Source organism: Acinetobacter sp. BIGb0102 (genome assembly GCF_003815055.1).
Classification (GTDB): domain Bacteria; phylum Pseudomonadota; class Gammaproteobacteria; order Pseudomonadales; family Moraxellaceae; genus Acinetobacter; species Acinetobacter vivianii.
The window spans coordinates 67259-88537 of sequence record NZ_RKQE01000015.1 but is presented as its reverse complement, the minus strand read 5'-3'; the positions used below and the strand labels follow the sequence as shown (position 1 = coordinate 88537).

18 protein-coding genes, 2 tRNA genes and 1 riboswitch are annotated in these 21279 nt (G+C 43.5%); of the genes, 9 read left to right on the top strand and 11 right to left on the bottom strand.

Translation table 11 applies throughout. The features are described 5' to 3' along the window. Positions 1 to 7: 7 nt before the first annotated feature. The gene (locus EC846_RS15010) at positions 8 to 340 is read right to left on the bottom strand and encodes a HopJ type III effector protein (protein WP_009514235.1); all 333 of its coding nucleotides are present in this window, start codon (positions 338 to 340) and stop codon (positions 8 to 10) included. 284 nt (positions 341 to 624) lie between these two features. Then, positions 625 to 691, top strand: a riboswitch (Fluoride riboswitch). Positions 692 to 824: 133 nt separating this feature from the next. On the opposite strand from EC846_RS15010, the gene crcB reads away from it, so the two are divergent. Both crcB and EC846_RS15000 read left to right on the top strand, forming a co-directional pair. Then, positions 825 to 1205: a fluoride efflux transporter CrcB gene (crcB, locus tag EC846_RS15005; protein ID WP_004774202.1), complete on the top strand. Its 381-nt coding sequence runs from the start codon at positions 825 to 827 to the stop codon at positions 1203 to 1205. Positions 1206 to 1220: 15 nt separating this feature from the next. Next, positions 1221 to 1550, top strand: coding sequence for a DUF190 domain-containing protein (locus tag EC846_RS15000; RefSeq protein ID WP_047431318.1), 330 nt, complete (start codon positions 1221 to 1223; stop codon positions 1548 to 1550). Between the two features lie 97 nt (positions 1551 to 1647). Here the strand turns inward: EC846_RS15000 and EC846_RS14995 are convergent, their stop codons facing one another. The 4 genes from EC846_RS14995 to EC846_RS14980 all read right to left on the bottom strand — a co-directional run bounded on the left by EC846_RS14995 (position 1648) and on the right by EC846_RS14980 (position 5455). Continuing rightward, positions 1648 to 1902 (bottom strand): type B 50S ribosomal protein L31, encoded by a 255-nt coding sequence (locus EC846_RS14995; RefSeq protein WP_004774205.1) that lies wholly within the window; start codon positions 1900 to 1902, stop codon positions 1648 to 1650. Between the two features lie 149 nt (positions 1903 to 2051). Continuing rightward, a complete protein-coding gene (locus tag EC846_RS14990; protein WP_123775646.1) occupies positions 2052 to 3344 on the bottom strand; it encodes an ABC1 kinase family protein in 1293 nt (430 codons plus the stop codon). A gap of 260 nt (positions 3345 to 3604) precedes the next feature. Further along, complete coding sequence (locus EC846_RS14985) at positions 3605 to 4963, bottom strand: MATE family efflux transporter (RefSeq protein ID WP_004774209.1); 1359 nt, start codon at positions 4961 to 4963, stop codon at positions 3605 to 3607. 30 nt (positions 4964 to 4993) lie between these two features. Continuing rightward, positions 4994 to 5455 (bottom strand): DMT family transporter, encoded by a 462-nt coding sequence (locus EC846_RS14980; RefSeq protein ID WP_005226577.1) that lies wholly within the window; start codon positions 5453 to 5455, stop codon positions 4994 to 4996. A gap of 114 nt (positions 5456 to 5569) precedes the next feature. On the opposite strand from EC846_RS14980, the gene hemW reads away from it, so the two are divergent. Next, complete coding sequence (hemW, locus tag EC846_RS14975; RefSeq protein ID WP_123775645.1) at positions 5570 to 6724, top strand: radical SAM family heme chaperone HemW; 1155 nt, start codon at positions 5570 to 5572, stop codon at positions 6722 to 6724. Between the two features lie 124 nt (positions 6725 to 6848). Here hemW and EC846_RS14970 read toward each other — a convergent pair. The 5 genes from EC846_RS14970 to EC846_RS18350 form a co-directional block, all read right to left on the bottom strand. Next, a tRNA-Lys gene (locus EC846_RS14970) sits at positions 6849 to 6924 on the bottom strand. Between the two features lie 120 nt (positions 6925 to 7044). Continuing rightward, positions 7045 to 7120: transfer RNA gene (locus EC846_RS14965), tRNA-Lys, on the bottom strand. Between the two features lie 173 nt (positions 7121 to 7293). Beyond that, positions 7294 to 9135 (bottom strand): long-chain-acyl-CoA synthetase, encoded by a 1842-nt coding sequence (locus EC846_RS14960; protein ID WP_123775644.1) that lies wholly within the window; start codon positions 9133 to 9135, stop codon positions 7294 to 7296. Between the two features lie 190 nt (positions 9136 to 9325). Further along, positions 9326 to 12661 carry an Rne/Rng family ribonuclease gene (locus EC846_RS14955; RefSeq protein WP_123775643.1) on the bottom strand — a complete coding sequence of 1112 codons (3336 nt, stop codon included), beginning with the start codon at positions 12659 to 12661 and terminating at the stop codon, positions 9326 to 9328. A gap of 211 nt (positions 12662 to 12872) precedes the next feature. After that, positions 12873 to 13019: a hypothetical protein gene (locus tag EC846_RS18350; RefSeq protein WP_004637771.1), complete on the bottom strand. Its 147-nt coding sequence runs from the start codon at positions 13017 to 13019 to the stop codon at positions 12873 to 12875. Positions 13020 to 13451: 432 nt separating this feature from the next. On the opposite strand from EC846_RS18350, the gene EC846_RS14945 reads away from it, so the two are divergent. The 5 genes from EC846_RS14945 to EC846_RS14925 all read left to right on the top strand — a co-directional run bounded on the left by EC846_RS14945 (position 13452) and on the right by EC846_RS14925 (position 17889). Beyond that, on the top strand, positions 13452 to 14384 hold the full coding sequence (locus EC846_RS14945) for an RluA family pseudouridine synthase (RefSeq protein ID WP_004774219.1): 933 nt from the start codon (positions 13452 to 13454) through the stop codon (positions 14382 to 14384). After that, positions 14381 to 15055, top strand: a complete 675-nt coding sequence (locus tag EC846_RS14940) for an HAD-IA family hydrolase (RefSeq protein ID WP_123775642.1) — start codon at positions 14381 to 14383, stop codon at positions 15053 to 15055. Before EC846_RS14945 ends, EC846_RS14940 begins: the two co-directional genes overlap by 4 nt. A 71-nt stretch (positions 15056 to 15126) precedes the next feature. Beyond that, positions 15127 to 15822 (top strand): helix-turn-helix transcriptional regulator, encoded by a 696-nt coding sequence (locus tag EC846_RS14935; RefSeq protein ID WP_123775641.1) that lies wholly within the window; start codon positions 15127 to 15129, stop codon positions 15820 to 15822. 52 nt (positions 15823 to 15874) lie between these two features. Then, entirely contained in the window at positions 15875 to 16483 is a 609-nt protein-coding gene (locus tag EC846_RS14930) for a glutathione S-transferase family protein (RefSeq protein WP_047431290.1), read from the top strand. Positions 16484 to 16836: 353 nt separating this feature from the next. Then, positions 16837 to 17889 carry an MBL fold metallo-hydrolase gene (locus EC846_RS14925; RefSeq protein WP_004774224.1) on the top strand — a complete coding sequence of 351 codons (1053 nt, stop codon included), beginning with the start codon at positions 16837 to 16839 and terminating at the stop codon, positions 17887 to 17889. Positions 17890 to 17987: 98 nt separating this feature from the next. On the opposite strand, the gene katG is transcribed toward EC846_RS14925, so the two are convergent. Continuing rightward, on the bottom strand, positions 17988 to 20192 hold the full coding sequence (katG, locus tag EC846_RS14920; RefSeq protein WP_123775640.1) for a catalase/peroxidase HPI: 2205 nt from the start codon (positions 20190 to 20192) through the stop codon (positions 17988 to 17990). Positions 20193 to 20793: 601 nt separating this feature from the next. On the opposite strand from katG, the gene EC846_RS14915 reads away from it, so the two are divergent. Then, positions 20794 to 21243, top strand: coding sequence for a hypothetical protein (locus tag EC846_RS14915; RefSeq protein ID WP_123775639.1), 450 nt, complete (start codon positions 20794 to 20796; stop codon positions 21241 to 21243). Positions 21244 to 21279 lie beyond the last annotated feature (36 nt).

Sequence of the window (21279 nt, the reverse complement as noted above, 5' to 3'; positions counted from 1 at the left end):
TTTTCTATTATTTGGCAGTTAAAGCCTCACCTTCAAACTTGACCCCATCCCAGCCATTTTGCATAAACTGACGGATATTTTGATGGTCTGTTGCTTCAGGCGTTGCCAACACAGAGGCATAATGTTCTGCAAATAAACTGAGTGTGTCCGCTTGATTTAAGCCTTCAATTTTAGCAAAGCTGAGTACTTTGGCACTGCCTTGGTTTTCAGTCGCAGCATTCGATTGCGCGCCGTTCTGGAATGCAGTTGGGGTATGTTGATAACGCGCTTCGATAAATGCCAATACATCTGCAAACTTTGCCGAGCCATCTTTAAGTTGTGCCAATAAGCTTTGAGTCATGTCTAAAATTCCATGTTGATTGAATCAATAGCAGCATCATAACATTGAAAATGCAGAAGAGAAGTCGTTGGTGTATTCGCCGTTTATGTGCAAAGTCGTCATTTATATATTGACGAATCATGTATAGATCCCCGCCTTTGCTTTTGTCGCATCTGCCTGAAATTTTGATGGGGCTGGGGAAAAGTTTTAGCAACATCTAGCTGAATTGTGGATAACTCTATGTTTATACACAGTGCAATTCTGCTTAAAAAGAGCGATTGAGTTGCCTAAAAAATATGTTATTTTAGAGCAAAGGAGATGGCATTCCTCCTATTACAAACCGCCAGAATGGCTAATGATGCCTATGTTACCCTGAACAGGGGACGTAGGTTCGTGCGTGCTCTGTTCCCATTTTTGGAGTTCGCCCATGAAAAATCTTCAGAATAATTGCTATACATCCATGTCTCATCATTCTTTCGCTCCAACTCTGTTCTTGGAGTAAATCATGTACTATCCATTACTTTCGATTGCCTTAGGTTCAGTATTAGGCGCATGGTTGCGCTGGTTTTTGGGCTTAAAACTCAATCCTATTTTCCCGAATATTCCTTTGGGTACGGTCACGGTCAACTTTGTCGGTGGCTTTATTATTGGTTTTGCCATTTCATATTTTTCTCAAAGTTCACTCAGTCCCAATTATAAATTGTTTGTGATTACAGGCTTTTGTGGCGCGCTCACGACATTTTCGACTTTTTCTGCCGAGATTATTGCCTTATTACAAAGTGGTAAACTGGGCTATGCCTGTGCAGCAATCGTGATTCATGTGGTTGGATCGCTATTGTTTACTATTCTGGGAATGAGCCTGCATCAATGGCTCAGTGCTGCATAATTGGGAGTTATCGCAATGAATGGATTTTTAATTACCTTTTATACCGCACAAAATCGTTCCTATCAGGGGCAGCCGATCAGTGAATGGCTATTGGCCGTTGCCAAACAGATGAATTTACGTGGCGCGACGGTATTGGCTGGACTGGAAGGTGTTGACCATCAAGGCCTATTTCATTCTGCCAGTTTTTTTGAATTGGCGGATCGACCTGTGCAGATTCAATTTGCGGTAACAGAGCAACAGGCGACTGAATTATTGAGCTATCTCAATGCTAAAGAGATTTCGCTGTTCTATGTGAAAACACCGATTGAGTTTGGCGTGGTGGGACAGCAAAAGACAGATTCCTAAGGCTGGAATCAAGACATAAAAAAAGAAGTCTAAGTGGAGGAGAGTTAACCTTAGACTTCTAATGCTTTTAGCTTAATGGGTGAAACTTAAATGAAAATTAACCTTTGCGGTTAAAACGTGCAAAGCGTTTGTTAAAGCTTGCAACACGACCTTCATTGCTGGCCTGACGTTGCTCACCGGTATAAAACGGATGTGATGCACTTGAAATATCAAGCGTCACGTAGGGATAAACTTTGCCTTGATATTCCTTGGTCTGTTTGGTTTGCAGGGTGCTACCAATTAAGAAGTAAGCATCGGCATTGGTATCGTGGAACAATACTTGTTGATAAGCAGGATGGATATCTTTACGCATTTTGAATGACTCCTATTGTTAATAGAAATGTTATAACATAACAATATGTGAAGTCAATTCATGTCTTTTCAAGTCAGTTGTATATAGAAATTGATCAAAGTAGATAACCCTCTAACTTGTCGCAACAAGATAAGAGGGTATCAGATAGACTAATTTGGAACTAATTCTTCAAATAAATCATTGAGATTGTCATGCACTTTGAGATGAATCAGGTTCCAGTAATGGCCAGAAATAGTTCGGTTAACCATGAGCGTATCTGGTGACGGTTTAAAGACATCCCAGTATTTAAGCGATTTTTTCACCAGCAACATGCCATCATGATGTGATGAGTTTTCTGCAAAATCATAATTGGTCGTTAATGGGCGCAATAGAATTTCAATCCATTGCGTATATAACTCACTTGGAAATTTCTGTTTTTCGGCAATCGAATGCAGTTCTGCCAGTAAGTCTTCAACTTGGGTAATATTTTCCTGACGAGCTGCATTGACCAGCGCCTTAAAGTGCTGAACGATTTCAGGTGATAAGGTTTTGACACTACCGTAATCGTAAATAATCACACTGCCATCTTCACGGAAAGCAAAGTTGCCTGGGTGCGGGTCGCAGTGGAAGCGTTTTAAGAAAAACATTTCCTGTCCCAAGGCACGAATCAGGCGACGTCCAATCTGATTACGCGTATCAACTGACCATGTACTTGCCGTTTCGATAGATTCACCTTGCTCCAGACTTAGGGTCAGTACGCGACGAGATGAATAGTCTTTATAAACGGTTGGGATGATCACATGAGGATCCAGCTTTTCATGGAAGGTTTTAAATACTTCCAGATTTTGGGCCTCGATTTCATAGTTTAATTCGGCTGAGAGGCTGTCCTGAATTTCCTGAAATAGTTGATCTTGCAGCTTCTTGTCAATTTTTAATACGCCCATCAATCGCAAAGCCAAACGTACTTGTTTTAAGTCACTTTCACAGGCCTGATCTACACCCGGATATTGCACTTTTACCACAACGGCTTGCCCATTTGGCAATACTGCACGATGGACTTGTCCGATTGATGCGGCAGCAAAAGGTTCTGTTTCAAAAGAGCTAAAAATCTGGTTTAACGGTTTACTCAGTTCTTTTTCAACTTGTTGTTGAATCGCGGAAAAAGGCATTGCTGGGGCCTGACGTTGCAGCTTGGCAATGGCTTTGGCGACTTCTGGCGGGAAAATATCCTTATATTGCGAGGCGATTTGCCCGACTTTCATCACTGCGCCTTTCATTTCTCCGAGTGTATCGGCAATCTGTAGACCGATGTCCTGAAACAGCTGGCTACGCGCTGCATTTTTCTGTTCTTCATCTGCGGTGAGATTGCGGATAGAGTTCGCCACGCTTTTGCTGGCAATACTTGCGGTCATACCAGCCAGTTTTAGAAAACGCTTACTGGGAGAGCTTGCATGTTTTGCCATAAGGACTTGACCTCATACGATCCAGTTTCAAAGTGATACCTTGATCATAGGTGACAAAACTTAAATTGCCTATAACAAAATGTTAAGTGATGTAAGCAGGTATAAGAGGGCTGCGATCAGCAACTGTATGCATGCAAACTGTACTGGCTATATGGTGCATGATCTAAAAATCATGGTTTTGAAAGTAATGACAGGAGGATCAATCGCAGGCAGCGTCCATGCCGCCCTTGATGTCTTTTCTTGTTAAAAATGGATTGTCATTAGGTCGTGAGCGTCATTTTTGCCAAACGTTTATTGTTTAAATATAAACGGCTGATCAACAATACACAGGCAATGCTTAAGCCAATAATCAGACCCAACCAGACACCTGCCACGCCCCAAGAGGTATAACGGGCGAGATATAAACCAATCGGGAAGGCAATCACCCAATACGCCATTAAGGTAATCCACATCGGTGCCTGCGTGTCCTGCATCCCTCGTAAGCAACCTGCCGCACTCACTTGCCATGCATCCATCAATTGATATGCCATTGCAAACCAGAGCAGATACATTGCCACAGGAATCACATCTACATCTGTGGTGTAGATTGCCACGATATAAGGACGAGCCAGAACAATCAGCGTCATCGTGAACGCAGCAAAAATCGTAGCGCTAATCAATCCCACGGTTTGTACCTGACGCATTGCGTGCCAGTTCTGCTCGCCATAATACATGCCAACACGAATCGTTAAGGCAATCGCCAATGAAAGCGGAATCATAAACAGTTGAGAGGTGACTGAAATTGCAATTTGATGCGCTGCAATCGCATTTTCACCAAGTGGGCTGAGCACAATTGCGCCTGTGCTAAAAATACTGACTTCAAAGAAAACGGCCAGACCAATCGGTAAGCCAAGTTTTAGAATTCGTTTAATCCAGACTGGATCAAGTTTTTCCCATTTTGTAAAAATAGGCGCCTGCTTATAGGCTTTGGCTTTTGACACATACACAGCCAGTGTAATGAACATTAACCATTGCAAGATGGCTGTTGCAAAACCACAGCCTGCGCTACCAAGTGCTGGAATTGGTCCGAAGCCGTACATAAACATAAAGTTGAGCGGAATCAATACCAGTAAGGCGATTAAGCTGATTGCGGTGACTGGACGTGGATGTCCCAAGGCTTCGGAGTAGCTTCGTAACGCAGCATACATCATCACCGCAGGCATACCGAAGCCAATTGCATGAAGAAACAGGCTGGCTTTGGGCAATAAGCTTTCAGGTACGCCAAACAACGGCAAAAATCTAGGCATACATTGCAAAATCAACATTGCCACAGTACCAAGAATCACAGCGACCCATAAAGACTGACGGGCAATGGTCGGTATTTTCTCTGGTGTTTTTGCGCCCCGTGCTTCAGCGACCAATGGGGTCGTTGCCAGCATGATGCCTGCAAATAACAGCATAATCGGAATCCACAGCCCGACACCGACTGCGATGGCTGCCAGATCTGTCGCAGAAAGATGACCTGCCATAATGGTATCGATCAACCCCAAACCCGCTTGAGCAAACTGGGTGATCAGGATGGGAAACATCAAATGGAATAGCTGCTTGAGTTCAAACCGCTTAGTTGTGACATGGGACACAAAAAATACTCTTATTAAAATGAGGAGGAATCAGCGTTGCAGGGTGAGGAGCACCCCAATAAAAATCACAATACTACCGAGCAGGCGTTGCCAGTTAATCGGTGTTTTTTCTGTACCTAACCAGCCAAAGTGATCAATAAACATCGAAATCACCAGTTGCCCGAAAATGACCAAACCTGAAAACGTTAACAATCCGAGCTTGGGTGCAGTATAAATGCTCAAACTAATCGCATAAACCCCAAGAAAGCCGCCTAGCCATAGAAACCAGGGAATTTGTGAAATTTCACTTAAACTCGGCTTGCTGGCACTCTGAAAACAGACCAGTAGTGCCAGCACAATCGTGCCAATAAAAAAAGAAAGTAGAGCCGCTTGCAGGGGAGAGTTTAGATACTCTCGCAGTTGTGTATTGATTGCAGTCTGAAAGGCCATGGCAATGCCAATCCCTAAAGTCAGGGGAAGAATAAAAAGTAATTGGCTAGAAATTTTCATCATATTATCGGTCTAATTGTTCTTGGTTATCCTCAGTCTAACTGAATACGTAGATGATGATAAGCCGAATGCGCGAGTCATGTTAAAATAGCGGAGTTCTGTCATTGAGCTGCTATCTTGAGCCATTTAAACCCCGCAAATATTCCGCTTTCCTTGTATATTCATATGCCGTGGTGTGTACGTAAATGTCCTTATTGTGACTTTAACTCGCATGCTGTGCCTGATGGACAATTGTCGTTAGAACTGGAACAGCAATATCTGGCTGCACTGGTGGCAGATTTTGAAACTCAGGTTGAAATGGCACAAGGCCGATCAATTCACAGTGTTTTTATTGGTGGCGGAACACCTTCACTGATTTCTGCACAAGGGTATCAATGGTTATTTGAGCAGTTGAAAGCGCGTTTAGCGTTTGAGGAAGATTGTGAAATTACGCTGGAAGCCAATCCGGGAACCGTTGAACATGACCCGTTTGCGGATTACCTTGCTACGGGGATTAACCGTTTATCCTTGGGCGTACAAAGTTTTGATCCTGAACATTTACAGCGTTTAGGACGGATTCATACAGCCAGTAATGCACTAGATGCGATCCAGCAGGCACGACAAGCAGGCTTTGAGCGCGTAAATGTGGACTTGATGCACGGTTTACCTCAGCAAACAGAACAACAGGCCTTAACGGATCTTAGATTGGCTGTAGAGCACGGAGCGACGCATATTAGCTGGTATCAGCTGACCATTGAGCCAAACACGGTTTTCTTCCGAACCCAGCCTGTATTGCCTCAAGACGAGGTTCTAGAGCATATTCAGGAGCAAGGCGAGACCTATTTGAAGGCCAATGGTTATGTGAATTATGAAGTTTCGGCTTGGCGAAAGGAAAAGCCATCGGCACATAATCTGAATTATTGGCAATTTGGTGATTATCTGGCGATTGGGGCTGGTGCGCATGGCAAGGTCACGCGTCCTGATGGAATCTATCGTTTCCAGAAAACCCGCTTACCTAAAGATTATTTGGCTAAAGTCCCGGCTGAACATGTGCAAATGAAACGTATTGAAGCAGATGAATTACCTTTCGAGTTTATGATGAACGCATTGCGTTTAAATGAAGGTGTGGCGACTGAGTCTTATACGCAGCGGACAGGGCTTGCATTGGAAGATTTGAATGAGACATTGCATCAGTTGCGTGAGAAAAAACTCCTCATTGCTGATGAAGAGCGAATTGCCTGTACCGAGCAGGGACATATCTTTTTAAATTCGGTGCTAGAAAAATTTTTATAGTTTAAAAATTATGTGTGCTTTGAGCAGGGAAGCTTAAAGCATAGATTTTGGTTTTGTCATCATTTGGAAAGATATCGAAGACAAAATAAAAAAGCCTCATCAAATGATGAGGCTTTTTAGAATCTGGTGGGTCGTCCGCGACTCGAACGCGGGACCAACGGATTAAAAGTCCGCTGCTCTACCAACTGAGCTAACGACCCTGAGCGAGGATAAGTAAAACAACGTTTTACCTGAGCGCAAGAGAAAATCTATGATTTTCTGTAGCTTAACCTCTTACAGGCGTTTGTAAAATACATTTTACAAACTCTCAAAACATTAGATGGTGGGTCGTCCGCGACTCGAACGCGGGACCAACGGATTAAAAGTCCGCTGCTCTACCAACTGAGCTAACGACCCTAAGCAAGTGTTTCAACAAGCTTCGCAAGAAAAACTAATTTGTTCTAAATGCGTCTTCGTTTTGATGTTGCGTATTCTAGCAAGTTATTCAGCTAACACAAGAGGAAATTTAAAAACATGTGCATGATTGTTTATAAAAAGCACGATTTCCTCTTATTTAGCTAAAAAATAAACTAGAAACGGTATTGATAGCTTTGAATGTTGTCAAAGATCTCAGTATTTACATCACAATAGCTGCTTGTACCAGGTAATAAAACCAATAAACGTTCAGAAGTTTTGCTCGGATTGAACGCGTCTTCTTTCAATTTATTCTTCTGGTATTTAAATGTACCTGTGGTTTCGACCTTTTCCTGTACGCGTAAAAACACAGGAATGGCATATGAAGGTAAACATTTTTTAAATACGTTCACCATTTCGCTTAAATCTGCATCATTTAGCTCGACACCATCGACCAAGGTAATGGCTGCCATGCCAGCACGACCGTTGGTATTTGGAATTTCTACGCCGTATACCACTGCTTCTGCGATTTTTTCATACTCGCACACCATGTTTTCAACTTCGGTGGTCGAAACGTTTTCACCTTTCCAGCGGAATGTGTCGCCTAGACGATCCACAAACTGTGCATGACGGAAGCCGATATCACGGACCAAGTCGCCTGTATTGAAGTATGAGTCACCTTGAGTGAATACATCTTTCATAATCACAGATTTGTTCTTTTCAGGGTCGGTATAACCATCGAAAGGCGAACGGCTGGTGATCTTCCCAATCAGTAAGCCAACTTCACCGGTTTTGACTTTCTTGCAATAGCCTTTTTTGTCGCGTACCAGTTCGTTCTTTTCTTTGTCAAATTCAACAATGGCATAAGGCGTAGGAGAGAAGCCGACGGTATTGTCAAAGTTAAAGATATTGCTGAAACCGACATTACCTTCACTTGACGCATAGAGTTCAAGGACTTCTTCAACACCAAAACGCTCTTTAAATTTACCCCAGATATTTGGACGCATGCCATTACCAATCATTTTGGTGACACGATGGGCACGATCCAGTTCTGTTGCAGGTGCATCAATCAGGTAGCGGCAAAGTTCACCGACGTAACCAATTGCAGAAGCATTGAATTTCTGTACATCTTTCCAGAAGGCACTGGTTGAATATTTACGACGTACTGCAAGCGTTGCACTGCCTGCAATCACGCCACACCAGCACACCACCACACCTGTTGCATGGTAAAGCGGTAGGGTGACATACATCACATCATCTTTGCCAAGATTGAGAATATGACCATAGGTACCGTAAGCAAGTGTCCAGCGGCTATGCGTAAAAATCACGGCTTTTGGCAAACCAGTGGTGCCTGAAGTGTAGATATAGAACAAGCCATCTTTACCCGTCACGGTACGTGTGGTGGATGGGTTAAATTTAGGGAACTGGTCAATTTGTAATGCTAGATTGAGGTAGCCTTCTGGTGCTACACCCGCATTTTTACGGGTTTCCTGATCAGCAAACCAGTGGAAACGGTCCTGAGCAACTTTTAAATCCTGACGTGCTTCATCGATTGCAGCACGAACTTCTTCACCTGCAATCACTGCAATTGGATTGACCAGATTAATACTATGCGCGAGTACTTTACCGACTTGAGAGGTATTTACAAGTGCAATGGTGACCCCGATTTTTGCTAAAGCAACAATGCTGGCAATCAATTCAGGACGGTTCTCAACCATCACTGCAATCACATCACCTTTTTTAGCACCCAAAGATAAATAGTAATGTGCAATCTGGTTTGCCCATTCATTTAAGGCCTGATAACTATAGCTTTGATCTTCAAATAACAGTGCGATGCCTTGAGGGTTACGCTTGACTGCTTTTTCAAAGGCAATACCTAAACCAGCGGGAGAAGATGGCGTACGTAAATATGCCTGTTTAAGACCATTAAGGATATGAGGTACTTTAGTAATGAAGTTTGGAAGTCGAGTAGCGACATCACCAAGAGTAATAATATCGGTCTGCGTAGTTTGGCTCATATCAATCCTGTTTATTTTTTGATCAATCCAAAAATGGCTATCCGTAAGAACACAACCATTCACACCATTGTCGTTGATGCTGTTTTGTAATGGTAAGTCCCTAGAGCAATCAACCTAATTTGACAAAATAACAAAAAAGCCTAGTCACCGAAATGACTAGGCTTAGCCTTATTGAGTGCAATTTAGCAAATTACTCATTGCTAGCTGCAGCTTTTTTTGGTGGACGTCCACGTGGACGGCGCGGGCGGCTCGATTTCTCTTTTTCTGCTTTTGCAGCTTCGTCTTCAGACTCTGCTTCAGTTGCAGGTGCTGCCTGTTCTGCTTTTTCAGCAGCTTGGGCTTTCTCAGCAACTTTAGTCGTTACTTCAGACTTCGCTTCAGCTTTAGCCACTGGTGCTTCGACAGCTTCAACTGGTGCTGTTTCTGCTGGCGTAGCAACTGTCTCAGTCGCAAGTTCTAATGGTTGTTGCTCTGGCGCTGCAACCACAGTTTCTTCTGCTTTCACTTCTTCTTTCGATTCAGTGTTTTCGACAGGAGCTGGAGTCGCGTTTGAAGCAATATGCGCTTCTTTGGCTTGCTCAGCAGCAAGTTTTGCTAAACGACGACGTTCACGAGGATCGTTTGCAACACGCACTGTTGATGCTTCAGGCGGTGTTAATGCTAACACTGGCGCTGGTTCAGCTTCTTCAGTGACTTGCTTGCTTGGAAGTTCAGCATCACGTGTTACAGGACGCTTTTCTTCTTCAACCACTGTTTCTACCACGAGAGTGCTTGCATATTGCTCAGCAAACTTTTGTAGGGCACGGTTAAATGTCGTGATTAAACCAAACTGCTCAATCAAGATGGTGCAGTCTTCGCCATACACATGACGAATCAAGCTACCTAGCGTGTATTGACCCAACGCAGGAATTTGCGATGGTGCAACTTTTGGTGCAGCGGCTTTCTGAGGTGCTTGAGCACCACGTTGACGACGGCGAGAACGTGGATCATTGCTGGCACGTTTTACAGGTGCTTGAACCGCTTCTTCTGCAGTTGCAGCAGGTGCTTCTTTCGCAACGACTGGTTCTGCTTGAGCCGCAGGTTTTGTTTCTGCTTTTTCAACAACAGCAGGAGCAACCTCAGCTTTTGCTTTAGGTGCAGGTGCTTGTTGTGGATTCAGTGCAACAATTTCACTTTGACCTTGATCAATGTTCACGATCAATGCTGTGTTCATTGGTTCTGAACGTGGTGCATCAACAACATCAACTTTAACTTGCTGTGGATTCGCAGGCGCTGCAGTTGTAGCCGCAGGTGCTTCATTCAACACGCTTTGGTCACGATGACGGTTTGGACGGTTTGGACGCTGTTGGTTGCGGTCACGACGTGGTAATGGCGCATTCTCATTGCCTTGAGCAGCATCATGATGCTGTTGCTGGTTTTGAGGCTCTTGCGACTGCTGACGTTTTTGCTGACGTTTCAGTTCGCGTTGCTCTTGGCGCTGTTCCTGACGTGACAACTGAACCACTTCTTCGTGCACTTGATTTTGTTGTTCATGTGCATGGGCGTGTTGTTCACGTTGCTCTTTGTGCTTACGTTTCTTCTGGTTTTGATTCGGACGATGTGGTTTTTCGTCTTTCTCAAACTGCTCACGCGTTTCCTGTTTCACAGGATTTTGTGAGATATAGGCATTGTTTGCCGCTGGTGCAGCAGTTTCAGTGGCAACAGGTGCGTTCACCTGACCAAACTGGCCACGGCTCACTGCGCCATTATTTACCATTTGCTCAATCGCAGCTGCAGCATTTTGTGCAGAACGAGATTGGTCTGTGGTTTGCGCTTGCTTTTGAACAAACAGGTTTTCTAACCATGCACAAGGACTTGCTGACTTTTGCGCAACAGCCTGTTGAGCTTGTTTTGCTGGTGCTGCCGCATGTTGTGCTGCTTTCTTCTGTGGTGTAGCTGCTTGATTTTGTGCAGGTGCATGGTGATGCTCTGCATCTTCCAAATGCCAGTCAGAAGACTCATAACCGAGTTCTTTTTCACTCGAACGAGTTGCTTCAGTACGTTCATAACTCGACGGCGCAAAACCATCTGGATTGAACTGGATCTGGTAGTGCGGCGTTTCCAAGTGCGGATGTGGTAATACCGTTACACGAACATTTGACGTTTGTTCTAAGTAAACAAGGCTGTGACGCTTTTCATTCAATAAGAATGCTGCGATTTCAACAGGGACTTCAACTTGAACTTCACCTTGACGTTCGCGTAATGCAATTTCTTCAACCTTACGCATGATCGAAAGTGACAATGAACGTAAGTCACGCACCATACCTGTACCATGACAGCGTGGGCACACGTAACCTGTCGCTTCTTCAAGAGAAGGGCGTAAACGTTGACGGCTCATTTCCATCAGGCCAAAACGTGATAGTTGACCGAACTGGATACGTGCGCGGTCGCTTTGCGTTGCTTCACGTAATTTGGCTTCAACCATACGCTGGTTACGGTCTTTGGTCATGTCGATGAAATCGATGACCACTAAACCGCCGATATCACGTAAACGAAGTTGACGTGCAATTTCTTCAGCTGCTTCAAGGTTGGTATTGAGTGCTGTTTCTTCAACATCGTGACCGCGAGTTGATTTCGCCGAGTTAATATCAATTGATACCAAAGCTTCAGTCTGGTCAATCACGATTGAACCGCCAGAAGGAAGTTTTACTTCACGCTCATAGGCAGTCTGGATTTGGCTTTCGATACCGAAGTGAGCAAATAAAGGCTCATTCAAAGTATAGGTTTTTAATTTATCAAGCTGACGTGGCATCACTGCTTTTACGAAGTTATAGGCTTCGTTATAGGCTTGCTCACTATCAATCAGGATTTCAGCCACATCATCACGTAAATAATCACGAATGGCACGTGTCACCACGCCCGCTTCTTGATGTACCAGCATTGGTGATGGACCTGAACTTGCTGAACCTTGGATTTGTGCCCAAAGGTCAAGTAAGTGTTGTAGGTCGAGTTGAAGCTCTTCCTGAGTGCGGCCAATACCTGCGGTACGAACGATCACGCTCATGCCACGCGGTACATTTAAAGACGCTAAGATTTCTTTGAGTTCTTCACGAACCGAACCTGAAATCTGACGGCTGATACCGCCACCTTTCGGATTGTTCGGCATTAAAACTAAATAACGGCCTGCAAGGGAAATGAAAGTCGATAGGGCAGCACCTTTGTTGCCACGCTCTTCTTTTTCAACTTGAACCAGTAATTCAGTGCCTTCAGTGATGAGTTCACGGATGTTTGAAGTTTGACGAGGGTCAGCTTTGAAGTACGAGTTTGCAATTTCTCGCATTGATAAAAAGCCTTGACGCTGTGCGCCGTACTCAACGAAAACCGCCTCTAAAGATGGCTCAACGCGAGTAACATGACCTTTATAAATATTTGATTTTTTTTGTTCGCGAGTACGATTCTCTAAATCGAAATCGTAAAGGCGATTACCAGTGATAAGTGCAACGCGAACTTCTTCTGCGTGGGTTGCATTAATCAACATACGTTTCATGGGTGTGACACCTAATAGTGATACACACAAACAATAAGCCCAATATTTTTGAGCAAACATCAAATTGGCGCGATCAAGACTCAGAAGCAACTTTGTGTAGGAAGCTCTGAAACCACTGGCTGTAAGTATCCAGCTGGGGGCTTTGATTCGGTTATTCCGATGTTAGCAATACTGCTTCAATCTTGAATCCGTTGATATTTCATGGCATGTCTTACATCTGTGAAATATCACTAGATCCGACATAATCAAAGTTTCCTGTACGCTTCACTGGCGGGTGAGCGGTGCATTGGATGGTGACTTTCACTGTCATTAAGCATTGAAGTCGATCCATCTGGAAGTCTTGATACGGAATGATCATCGTATCTCTGCTTGGCAGTTCCAATGCATCAACGCTTTAGCCTGAATGCGACATCAGGGAGCAAATTGTCTGATGTGGATCAGTTTACGTTTAATAACCAGCAAATTGCTGGCGACATATTTTTTCTGAACAAACTGTATGTGCTGATGCACAATTAAACGCAACAGTTTGCCATTTTGCCGATATAATAAGCCTTCGGCGTCGGCATAATTCTTTAGGACCTATCCGAGTTATTGGTGAATATCTCATCGATTTAAAATTTTATCTAAATAAAATTTCTGATTTGATGCTCACTTACGGTGGTATCCGTGCGCTGAATATACCAAACCTTGCAGCATCTGCCTATGGGCTAAGTTTAGGTTTCTTGTGAAATAACTTAGCTAAATGATCATTTTTTAATCATATTTAGCAAATCTTGGATTAATCGAGCGTATGAATTCTACACAACAATGGCAAAGTGTCACTTGGTTTGACGTGGATGAGCATCAAGACGGGCAGCGAATAGATAATTTTTTATTTACCCGATTAAAAGGTGTTCCAAAAAGTCGAATCTACCGTTTGATTCGTGAAGGGCAAGTACGCGTAAACAAAAAAAGAATAAAAGCAGAAACACGTTTGAGCATTGGCGACCAGATTCGTGTCGCACCCATTCGTTATGAACAAAAGGATGAAACGGCTGCACCTGTAAGCGATAGCGTTGCGCAAAGCTTATTGAGCCGTGTGGTTTATGAAGATGAAGGCCTGTTGGTCATTAATAAGCCTTCAGGTATTGCCGTACATGGCGGTAGTGGTGTGGCCTATGGCCTGATCGAAGCGTTACGGGCTGCCACAGGTAAAAAATATTTAGAACTGATTCATCGTATTGACCGTGATACCTCAGGTCTGGTGATGGTCAGTAAAAAGCGTAGTACCTTAAAATTGTTACAGGATCTCCTGCGTGAACATAAGATCCAGAAAACTTATGCGGCTATTGTCAAAGGGCAAGTCAGTCTAGATCGCCAAATGATTGATGCACCTTTATTGCGTTATGAACTGGCCAATGGCGAGCGTCGTGTCCGTGTTACTTCTGAAGGTAAGCCAAGTAAGACAGACTGGAAAGTGGTTGAGCGCTTTAAAACAGCAACTCTGGTTCATGCATCACCATTATCAGGTCGTACCCATCAAATTCGTGTACATGGTTTAAGTATTGGTCATCCATTGGTAGGGGACGATAAATATGGACACAATACGGTGTATAACGGCCCAGCAGCACGCCGTTTGTGCCTGCATGCCATGCGTTTGGAAATTCCGAATTATCCCGTGATTGAAGCACCGATGCCCGAAGATATGCAGCAAGTGATTGACGAGTTGAGAAAGCAGAAATGAAGCAGAATATCGAACTCATCATTTTTGATTGGGATGGCACCTTATTCGACTCGGTAGGCCAGATTGTGGCAAGTTTGCAATATGCTGCGCAGCAATTTGAGCAGCCCCTGACTGATGAAGCCGCGAAAAGCATTATTGGTCTAGGTTTACCCGAAGTGATGCAGATCCTGTTTCCGCAAGTACCTAATTTGCATCAAGAGCTTTTGCAATGCTATGCCGATCATTATGTGGCAAACTCGAAAGGTGATGTCTGGTTCAATGGTGTCGCTGAGCTATTGATGGATTTAAAGCAGCAAGGTCTCAAGCTTGCTGTAGCGACAGGTAAAAGCCGTAAAGGTCTGGACCGTGTATTGGCACAAACCAATAGCCATGCACTGTTCGATATTACCCGTGCCGCGAGTGAAACCAAGTCCAAGCCAGACCCATTGATGTTGCAGGAGATTCTTGCCGAGATGGATGTAGCGGTTGAACACGCTATTATGGTGGGGGATACCAGTTACGATCTGGAAATGGCACAAAACCTGAGTATGCCGCGTATCGGGGTCAGTTATGGGGTGCACAGTATTGAAACTTTACAGCAATATCAGCCTTTAACCATCGCGCATAACGTGCAGGACTTGCATGGTTATTTACAAAGCCTCCTCAAGGTTGCTGATTTAACTGAAAGTTAAGCCGCTTAAGATAAAATGATCATGAGGGGAGAGTTCGCTTTCCCGTCATCCATAATAACAATAGGGACTGTATGAGCCGATCGATCCGTTTGCTCAATTTATTACAACTACTCAGAGAATATCGCTATCCAGTCACTGCACAGGTATTGGCGGAGCGCTTGCAGATTAGTCAGCGCAGTGTCTATCGTGATATTGAAACATTACGCGCCCAAGGTGTGAATATTGATGCTGCGGCAGGCTTGGGTTTTCAACTCAAAGAAGATTTCCTGTTACCGCCAATGACCTTGAATGAAACCGAAATTGAGGCCATCTTCTTGGCCTTAAACTGGTTAAGTGAAATTCCAGATCTGGCTTTAAAATCGGCTTCAACGTCGGTCTTGGCGAAACTCAATGCGGTATTGCCTGAACATTGTCGACATTTACTTGAACAAACCACCTTACGCTCAATCAATGCCTGGTTACCGGTCGATGAAAATCTGGTAGAACAGGTGCGTTTGGCCATTCGTCAGCAGGTCAAAATAGTCGTGGATTATGCGGATGAACAACAACGTATCAGTTCTCGTACCGTGTGGCCTTTTGCTTTAGGTTATTTTAATGATCGGATTGTGCTGGCAGCATGGTGTGAGTTGCGACAGAGTTTTCGGCACTTTCGGATTGACCGTATTCAACGTTTAAGCCTGAGTCAGGAGCTTTATCCGCAATTTAAACAACAGCTCTTTCAACAATGGTGGATTCAAGAGGTGTGTGCGACTACTGACAAAAACTGACAATCTAAACAATTACATTGAAATAAGAATAACTCACTAAGGAAATATCAACATGGCACTTAAACTTTATACCAATAACTTCTCACGTGGCGTCGTTGTAGACTGGTTACTCATCGAATTGGGTGTGCAGTGTGAGCGCATCGAAGTGGCCTTTGAAACTGAAATGAAAGCGCCTGAGTACTTAAAAATCAATCCATTTGGCAAAGTCCCGGTATTGGTGGACGATGATATTGTGGTGTATGAGCTTGATGCAATTTGTGCGTATTTAGCCGATAAGTTTGCTGACAAAGGTTTGGCACCTGCACTCAATGATCCAAAACGCGGTCTTTATTATCGCTGGTTGTTCTTTATTTCAGGGCCTTGGGAAGCTGCTTCAACCAATAAAATGCTAGGTGTTGAGGTGAAACCCGATCAGAAAGGTTCTGTGGGATATGGAGACTACCACGATGCCTATAATGCCTTTGTACAAGGCTTGAGTGAGGTTGATCCATATTTATGTGGAAAGCAGTTCACCGCTGCGGATGTAACTGTTGCCGCGATGCTGTTCTGGCAGCTTAAGATGGGCGAGGTTGAATCTCATCCTGCAATTGAACGCTATCTGGACAATATTAAGCAGCGTCCAAGCTATCAAAAATTTGCTGCCTTTTTTAGTAATGCTTAGATTCTCATCCTCCTAAAAAGCCGACTCGTTCGGCTTTTTTAATTTTTGCAGTGCCTATAAACGATCAAATCAAAATAAAAAATATAAATGAAAAACTCTTTGTTTAACGTTTAGATGGAAATGTCACTGAGCGTTATTAGTTCAGTAAAATTGTGTTGACTCAGCTCTAGAAAATCAGCATAACTAAAAACCTTATGTTAGGATCAAAGACCGATTGTGTTGTGATGAAATGTCATCTTTGTAGTCAAAAAATCATGATGATTTAAAACGCGATAACATTGAAAACACGCCGTAATCACAGGGATATAGCATAATGGACCTCATGCGATTAGATTCCACCAAAGAAGAAGTACATGAAAGATAAGCCGACATTAACCTATCAATTGCCGACACAATCTTGCTTGAGTCATACTTGGGTGAAACCTCCGTTTCCACATGAGGCTTCTGATCATTGCGGGATAGACCGTTTCTATAATTTGCAGAAACCGTTAACGCCGTTTGATCGAAAAGGGCTATTAAAGTGGTTGGCGACACGTCAGTCCTATACATGGAATGTTGATCGTGTTCATGAGTCGAATTTACGCAATCAAATGCTGGAACTGCCTCAAAACCGTCCGCATGCGGACTTAAATGACTGGCAAATCTGGTTTGTGGGACACGCTACGATTTTAATTCAAATCGGCCCTTATAACTTTCTGACTGATCCCGTCTGGTGTGAATATGCCAGCCCGAAACAGGGCAATGGCCCACGCCGTGTATGTCCCGCAGGAATAGCACTAGAACATCTCCCGACTATTCATGGGGTGTTATTGAGTCATAATCATTATGACCACATGGATCTGGCGACGCTGGAATGGTTACATCAAAAATTTGAAATGCCGATTTATACTGGTTTAGGTAATGCTTATTACCTGCCGAAGCATTTGCATGTGATTGAAATGGATTGGTGGCAGGAAATCCCGTTTCATGATGAGTTAAAGATTGCCTATACACCTGCACAACATGCATCTGGACGTGGCGTGCGCGATCAGAACCGTGCCTTATGGGGCGGTTTTTCTTTGCTTGCCAAGACAGGGCATTGTTTTTTTGCCGGCGATACAGGTTATTCAGGGCATTTTAAACAAATCCATGAGCGCTATGGCGATGCCCGAATTGCATTATTGCCGATAGGGGCCTATGAACCACGAATGTTGATGCGTTATGTGCATATGAATCCACAAGATGCATTTCATGCACATTTAGACTTGCATGCGCACCGTTCACTGGCGATTCATTATCGTACCTTCCAGTTGACAGATGAAGATCGTGATTCTCCTGAACATGAATTACAGCATGCCATGAAATCTTCTTCGAAACTGGTTAATCCTTTCTATTGCATTCGAGAAGGGCATTTTATTCGGGCTTAACATGATTGTTTTGCTATTGGTTTAAATGCTTGTTGAGTACATAAAAAATGAAGGACCTTTGCAGATCCTTCATTTTGAGTTTTAAGGCAATTTAGTCCTTAAGCAAGATCAAAGCGATCAGCATTCATGACTTTGACCCAAGCTTTGACAAAGTCTTTCACAAACTTCTCTTTGTTGTCATCTTGTGCATACACTTCAGCATAAGAACGTAGAATCGAGTTTGAACCAAAGACTAAGTCAACACGACTTGCTGTCCATTTGACGGCACCACTGTTTCGATCAACGATGTCATAACTATTACGGCCTGTTGGTTTCCAGTTGTATTGCATATCAGTCAAATTCACGAAGAAATCATTACTTAAGACACCAACACGATCCGTCAATACACCTTGTGGATTATTGCCATAGTTCGCACCAAGGACACGTAAACCGCCGACCAAAACTGTCATTTCTGGTGCAGTTAAACCCATCAGTTGTGCACGATCTAATAATAATTCTTCTGGTGTATTGGCATAGTGCTGTTTCTGCCAGTTGCGGAAACCATCATGTAAAGGCTCTAAAGGTTCAAATGAATAGACATCCGTTTGTTCCGCTGTTGCATCACCTCGACCTGCCGCAAAAGGTACCGTAATCTGTACACCCGCTTTATGTGCTGCTTGTTCCACAGCCGCCGTGCCACCGAGTACGATTAGGTCAGCAATGCTTACTTTCTTGCTGAGACCTGCTTGAATTGATTCGAGTACGGTTAAGACGCGCTGTAAGCGCTCAGGTTCATTACCTACCCAGTCTTTTTGTGGTGCTAAACGAATTCGGCCACCATTGGCACCGCCACGATAATCGGAACCTCGATAGGTACGCGCACTGTCCCATGCCGTTGCAATAAGATCAGCCGAGTTGAGGCCACTTGTAAGCAATGTCGCTTTGAGTTCAGCGATTTCAGCATCCGTTAAAGAGTAGTCCACGGTTGGAATTGGATCTTGCCAAATGAGATCTTCAGCAGGAACATCTGCACCTAAATAGCGGCTTTTTGGCCCCATATCACGATGGGTAAGTTTAAACCAGGCGCGTGCGAATACTTCTGCCAAGTAAGCAGGATCACGGTAGAAACGCTCTGAAATTTTACGATATTCAGGGTCAATTTTGAGTGCCATATCGGCATCAGTCATGATTGGATTGCGACGGACATTCGGGTTGTGAGCATCAACAGGTTTATCTTCTTCCTTAATATTGATCGGTTCCCATTGATGAGCGCCCGCAGGACTTTTGCGTAATTCCCAGTCGTATGTGAATAATAAATAGAAAAATTCATTGTCCCATTTGGTTGGATGAGTGGTCCAAGCACCTTCAATCCCACTCACCATCGTGTTTTCGGCATTGCCTGTACCAACAGAATTGTGCCAACCTAGACCTTGGAATTCGACATCCGCACCTTCGACATCTGCACCTAAATTTTCCGCTTTACCATTACCATGAGCTTTACCTACGGTATGCCCACCTGCTGTTAATGCAACAGTTTCTTCATCATCCATACCCATGCGGTCGAATGTGGTACGCATATCTTGTGCAGTACGTAATGGATCAGGAATACCGTCAACGCCTTCAGGGTTGACATAAATCAAGCCCATTTGTACTGCAGCTAATGGATTTTCAAGTGAGTTACGATCTTGATCGTTGTCATAACGATTTTTCGTCGCATCTAACCATTTTGTTTCGCTTCCCCAGTACACATCTTTTTCTGGATGCCAGATGTCGAGACGACCACCCGCAAAACCAAAGGTTTTTAAACCCGCAACGTCATAGGCAACTGTTCCAGCGAGAACAATGAGATCACCCCATGAGATTTTGTTGCCATATTTTCGTTTAATTGGCCATAACAAACGACGTCCTTTATCCGTGTTAACGTTATCTGGCCAGCTATTTAGGGGGGCAAAGCGCTGATTACCAGTATTGGCACCACCGCGTCCATCCTGTTTACGATAGCTTCCCGCAAGATGCCATGCGGTACGTACCATCATCCCGACATAGCTGCCCCAGTCGGCAGGCCACCAACTTTGGCTGGTATTGATGAGTTCACGTAGATCTTGCTTGACTGCTTCCAGATCAAGTTCTGCAAATGCTTTGGCGTAATCGAAATCTGGATCCATTGGATCTGTTTTATGGTCATGTTGACTTAAAATATCGAGATTTAAGGCATTTGGCCACCAAGCCATTGGACCTTGGCTATTTTCTGTATTACTACCGTGGAGAACAGGACACTGTCCTGATGAAGTGGTACTTGTTTGTAATTTATCGTCTTGGCTCATGTGCTATCTCCATCAAGATGACCTGTGAGCTAGGTCATCTCAATAATTTGACCGTTCAAAGATATGAATGCTTTACTGGGACATATACAAATTGGGTATCAAAATTTCAGATGCCTAAGTAAGATTTGTAATGGATCAGTTCAGCCTTTGTATTTTTACTCTAGGTTGATGAAAGCTTTTTTTCCAATGGATTAAAGTTGATGTCATAAATGCTTTATTCGATTGAAGCTGTCTAAATCTTAAACTTGAGCTGAGCATTTTTGGATATAGAAATTGTTAAAAAAATCAAAAAACTCATGAAAAATAAAAGTTTTATTGTAATTTTTCTCAACCATTCAACTACATGAAAATCGCTGAACGAAGAAATGAAAGATGGTGATGGCTGGTGCGGAAATAGGGGGATTGACCTGTTGCAGTTGTGTAAAGCGGCATTCAATTGCACAAAAAGTTTAATTATTCGTCAATATTTGAGCATTCATCCTTAAGAGCAATATCTCATTAAGAGGGCTGAGATAAGAGATTAGGTTGAAAATATGTAAGTCATCATGATTTTAATTCAAGGCATGCTATGTTTGAGCTCTTTCATGATGAGATAAAAACAATGAAAAAAATAGTAACGGGTCTTGGTTTATCTTTCACTTTACTGACAGGTTGTACCTCCATGTCGCAGACTTCTGAACATAAGGCCAATCACGCCACCGCTTTGACGGTTGAGTTTGTGGGGACAGGCAACCATGCCGTTCAGCCACAGCAAGGTACAGTCAGTTTATATGCGGTAGAAAGTCGCATGGCTGATGTGCCTGCGACTTTAATTCAGCAAAAGAAAGTGCAGGTATCACAAGTGCCGTTTAGTGTGGAGTTTAGTGTGCCCGCAGGGCATCGTCAGTTGATTCAACCGCAAGTCCGTGATGATGCTGAGATTAGTTATTATGTGACTTGGCAATCTGATAGCAACAATCTAACGGCTAAAGATGCCATTGTGATTGATTACGACCGCCAATTTCCGAAGGTGAATCTTGGTCAAGGAAAGCAACAGGTTTATTTAAAATAAAAAATCTAGCTATAAAAAGAGCGCCACTTTTAAAGG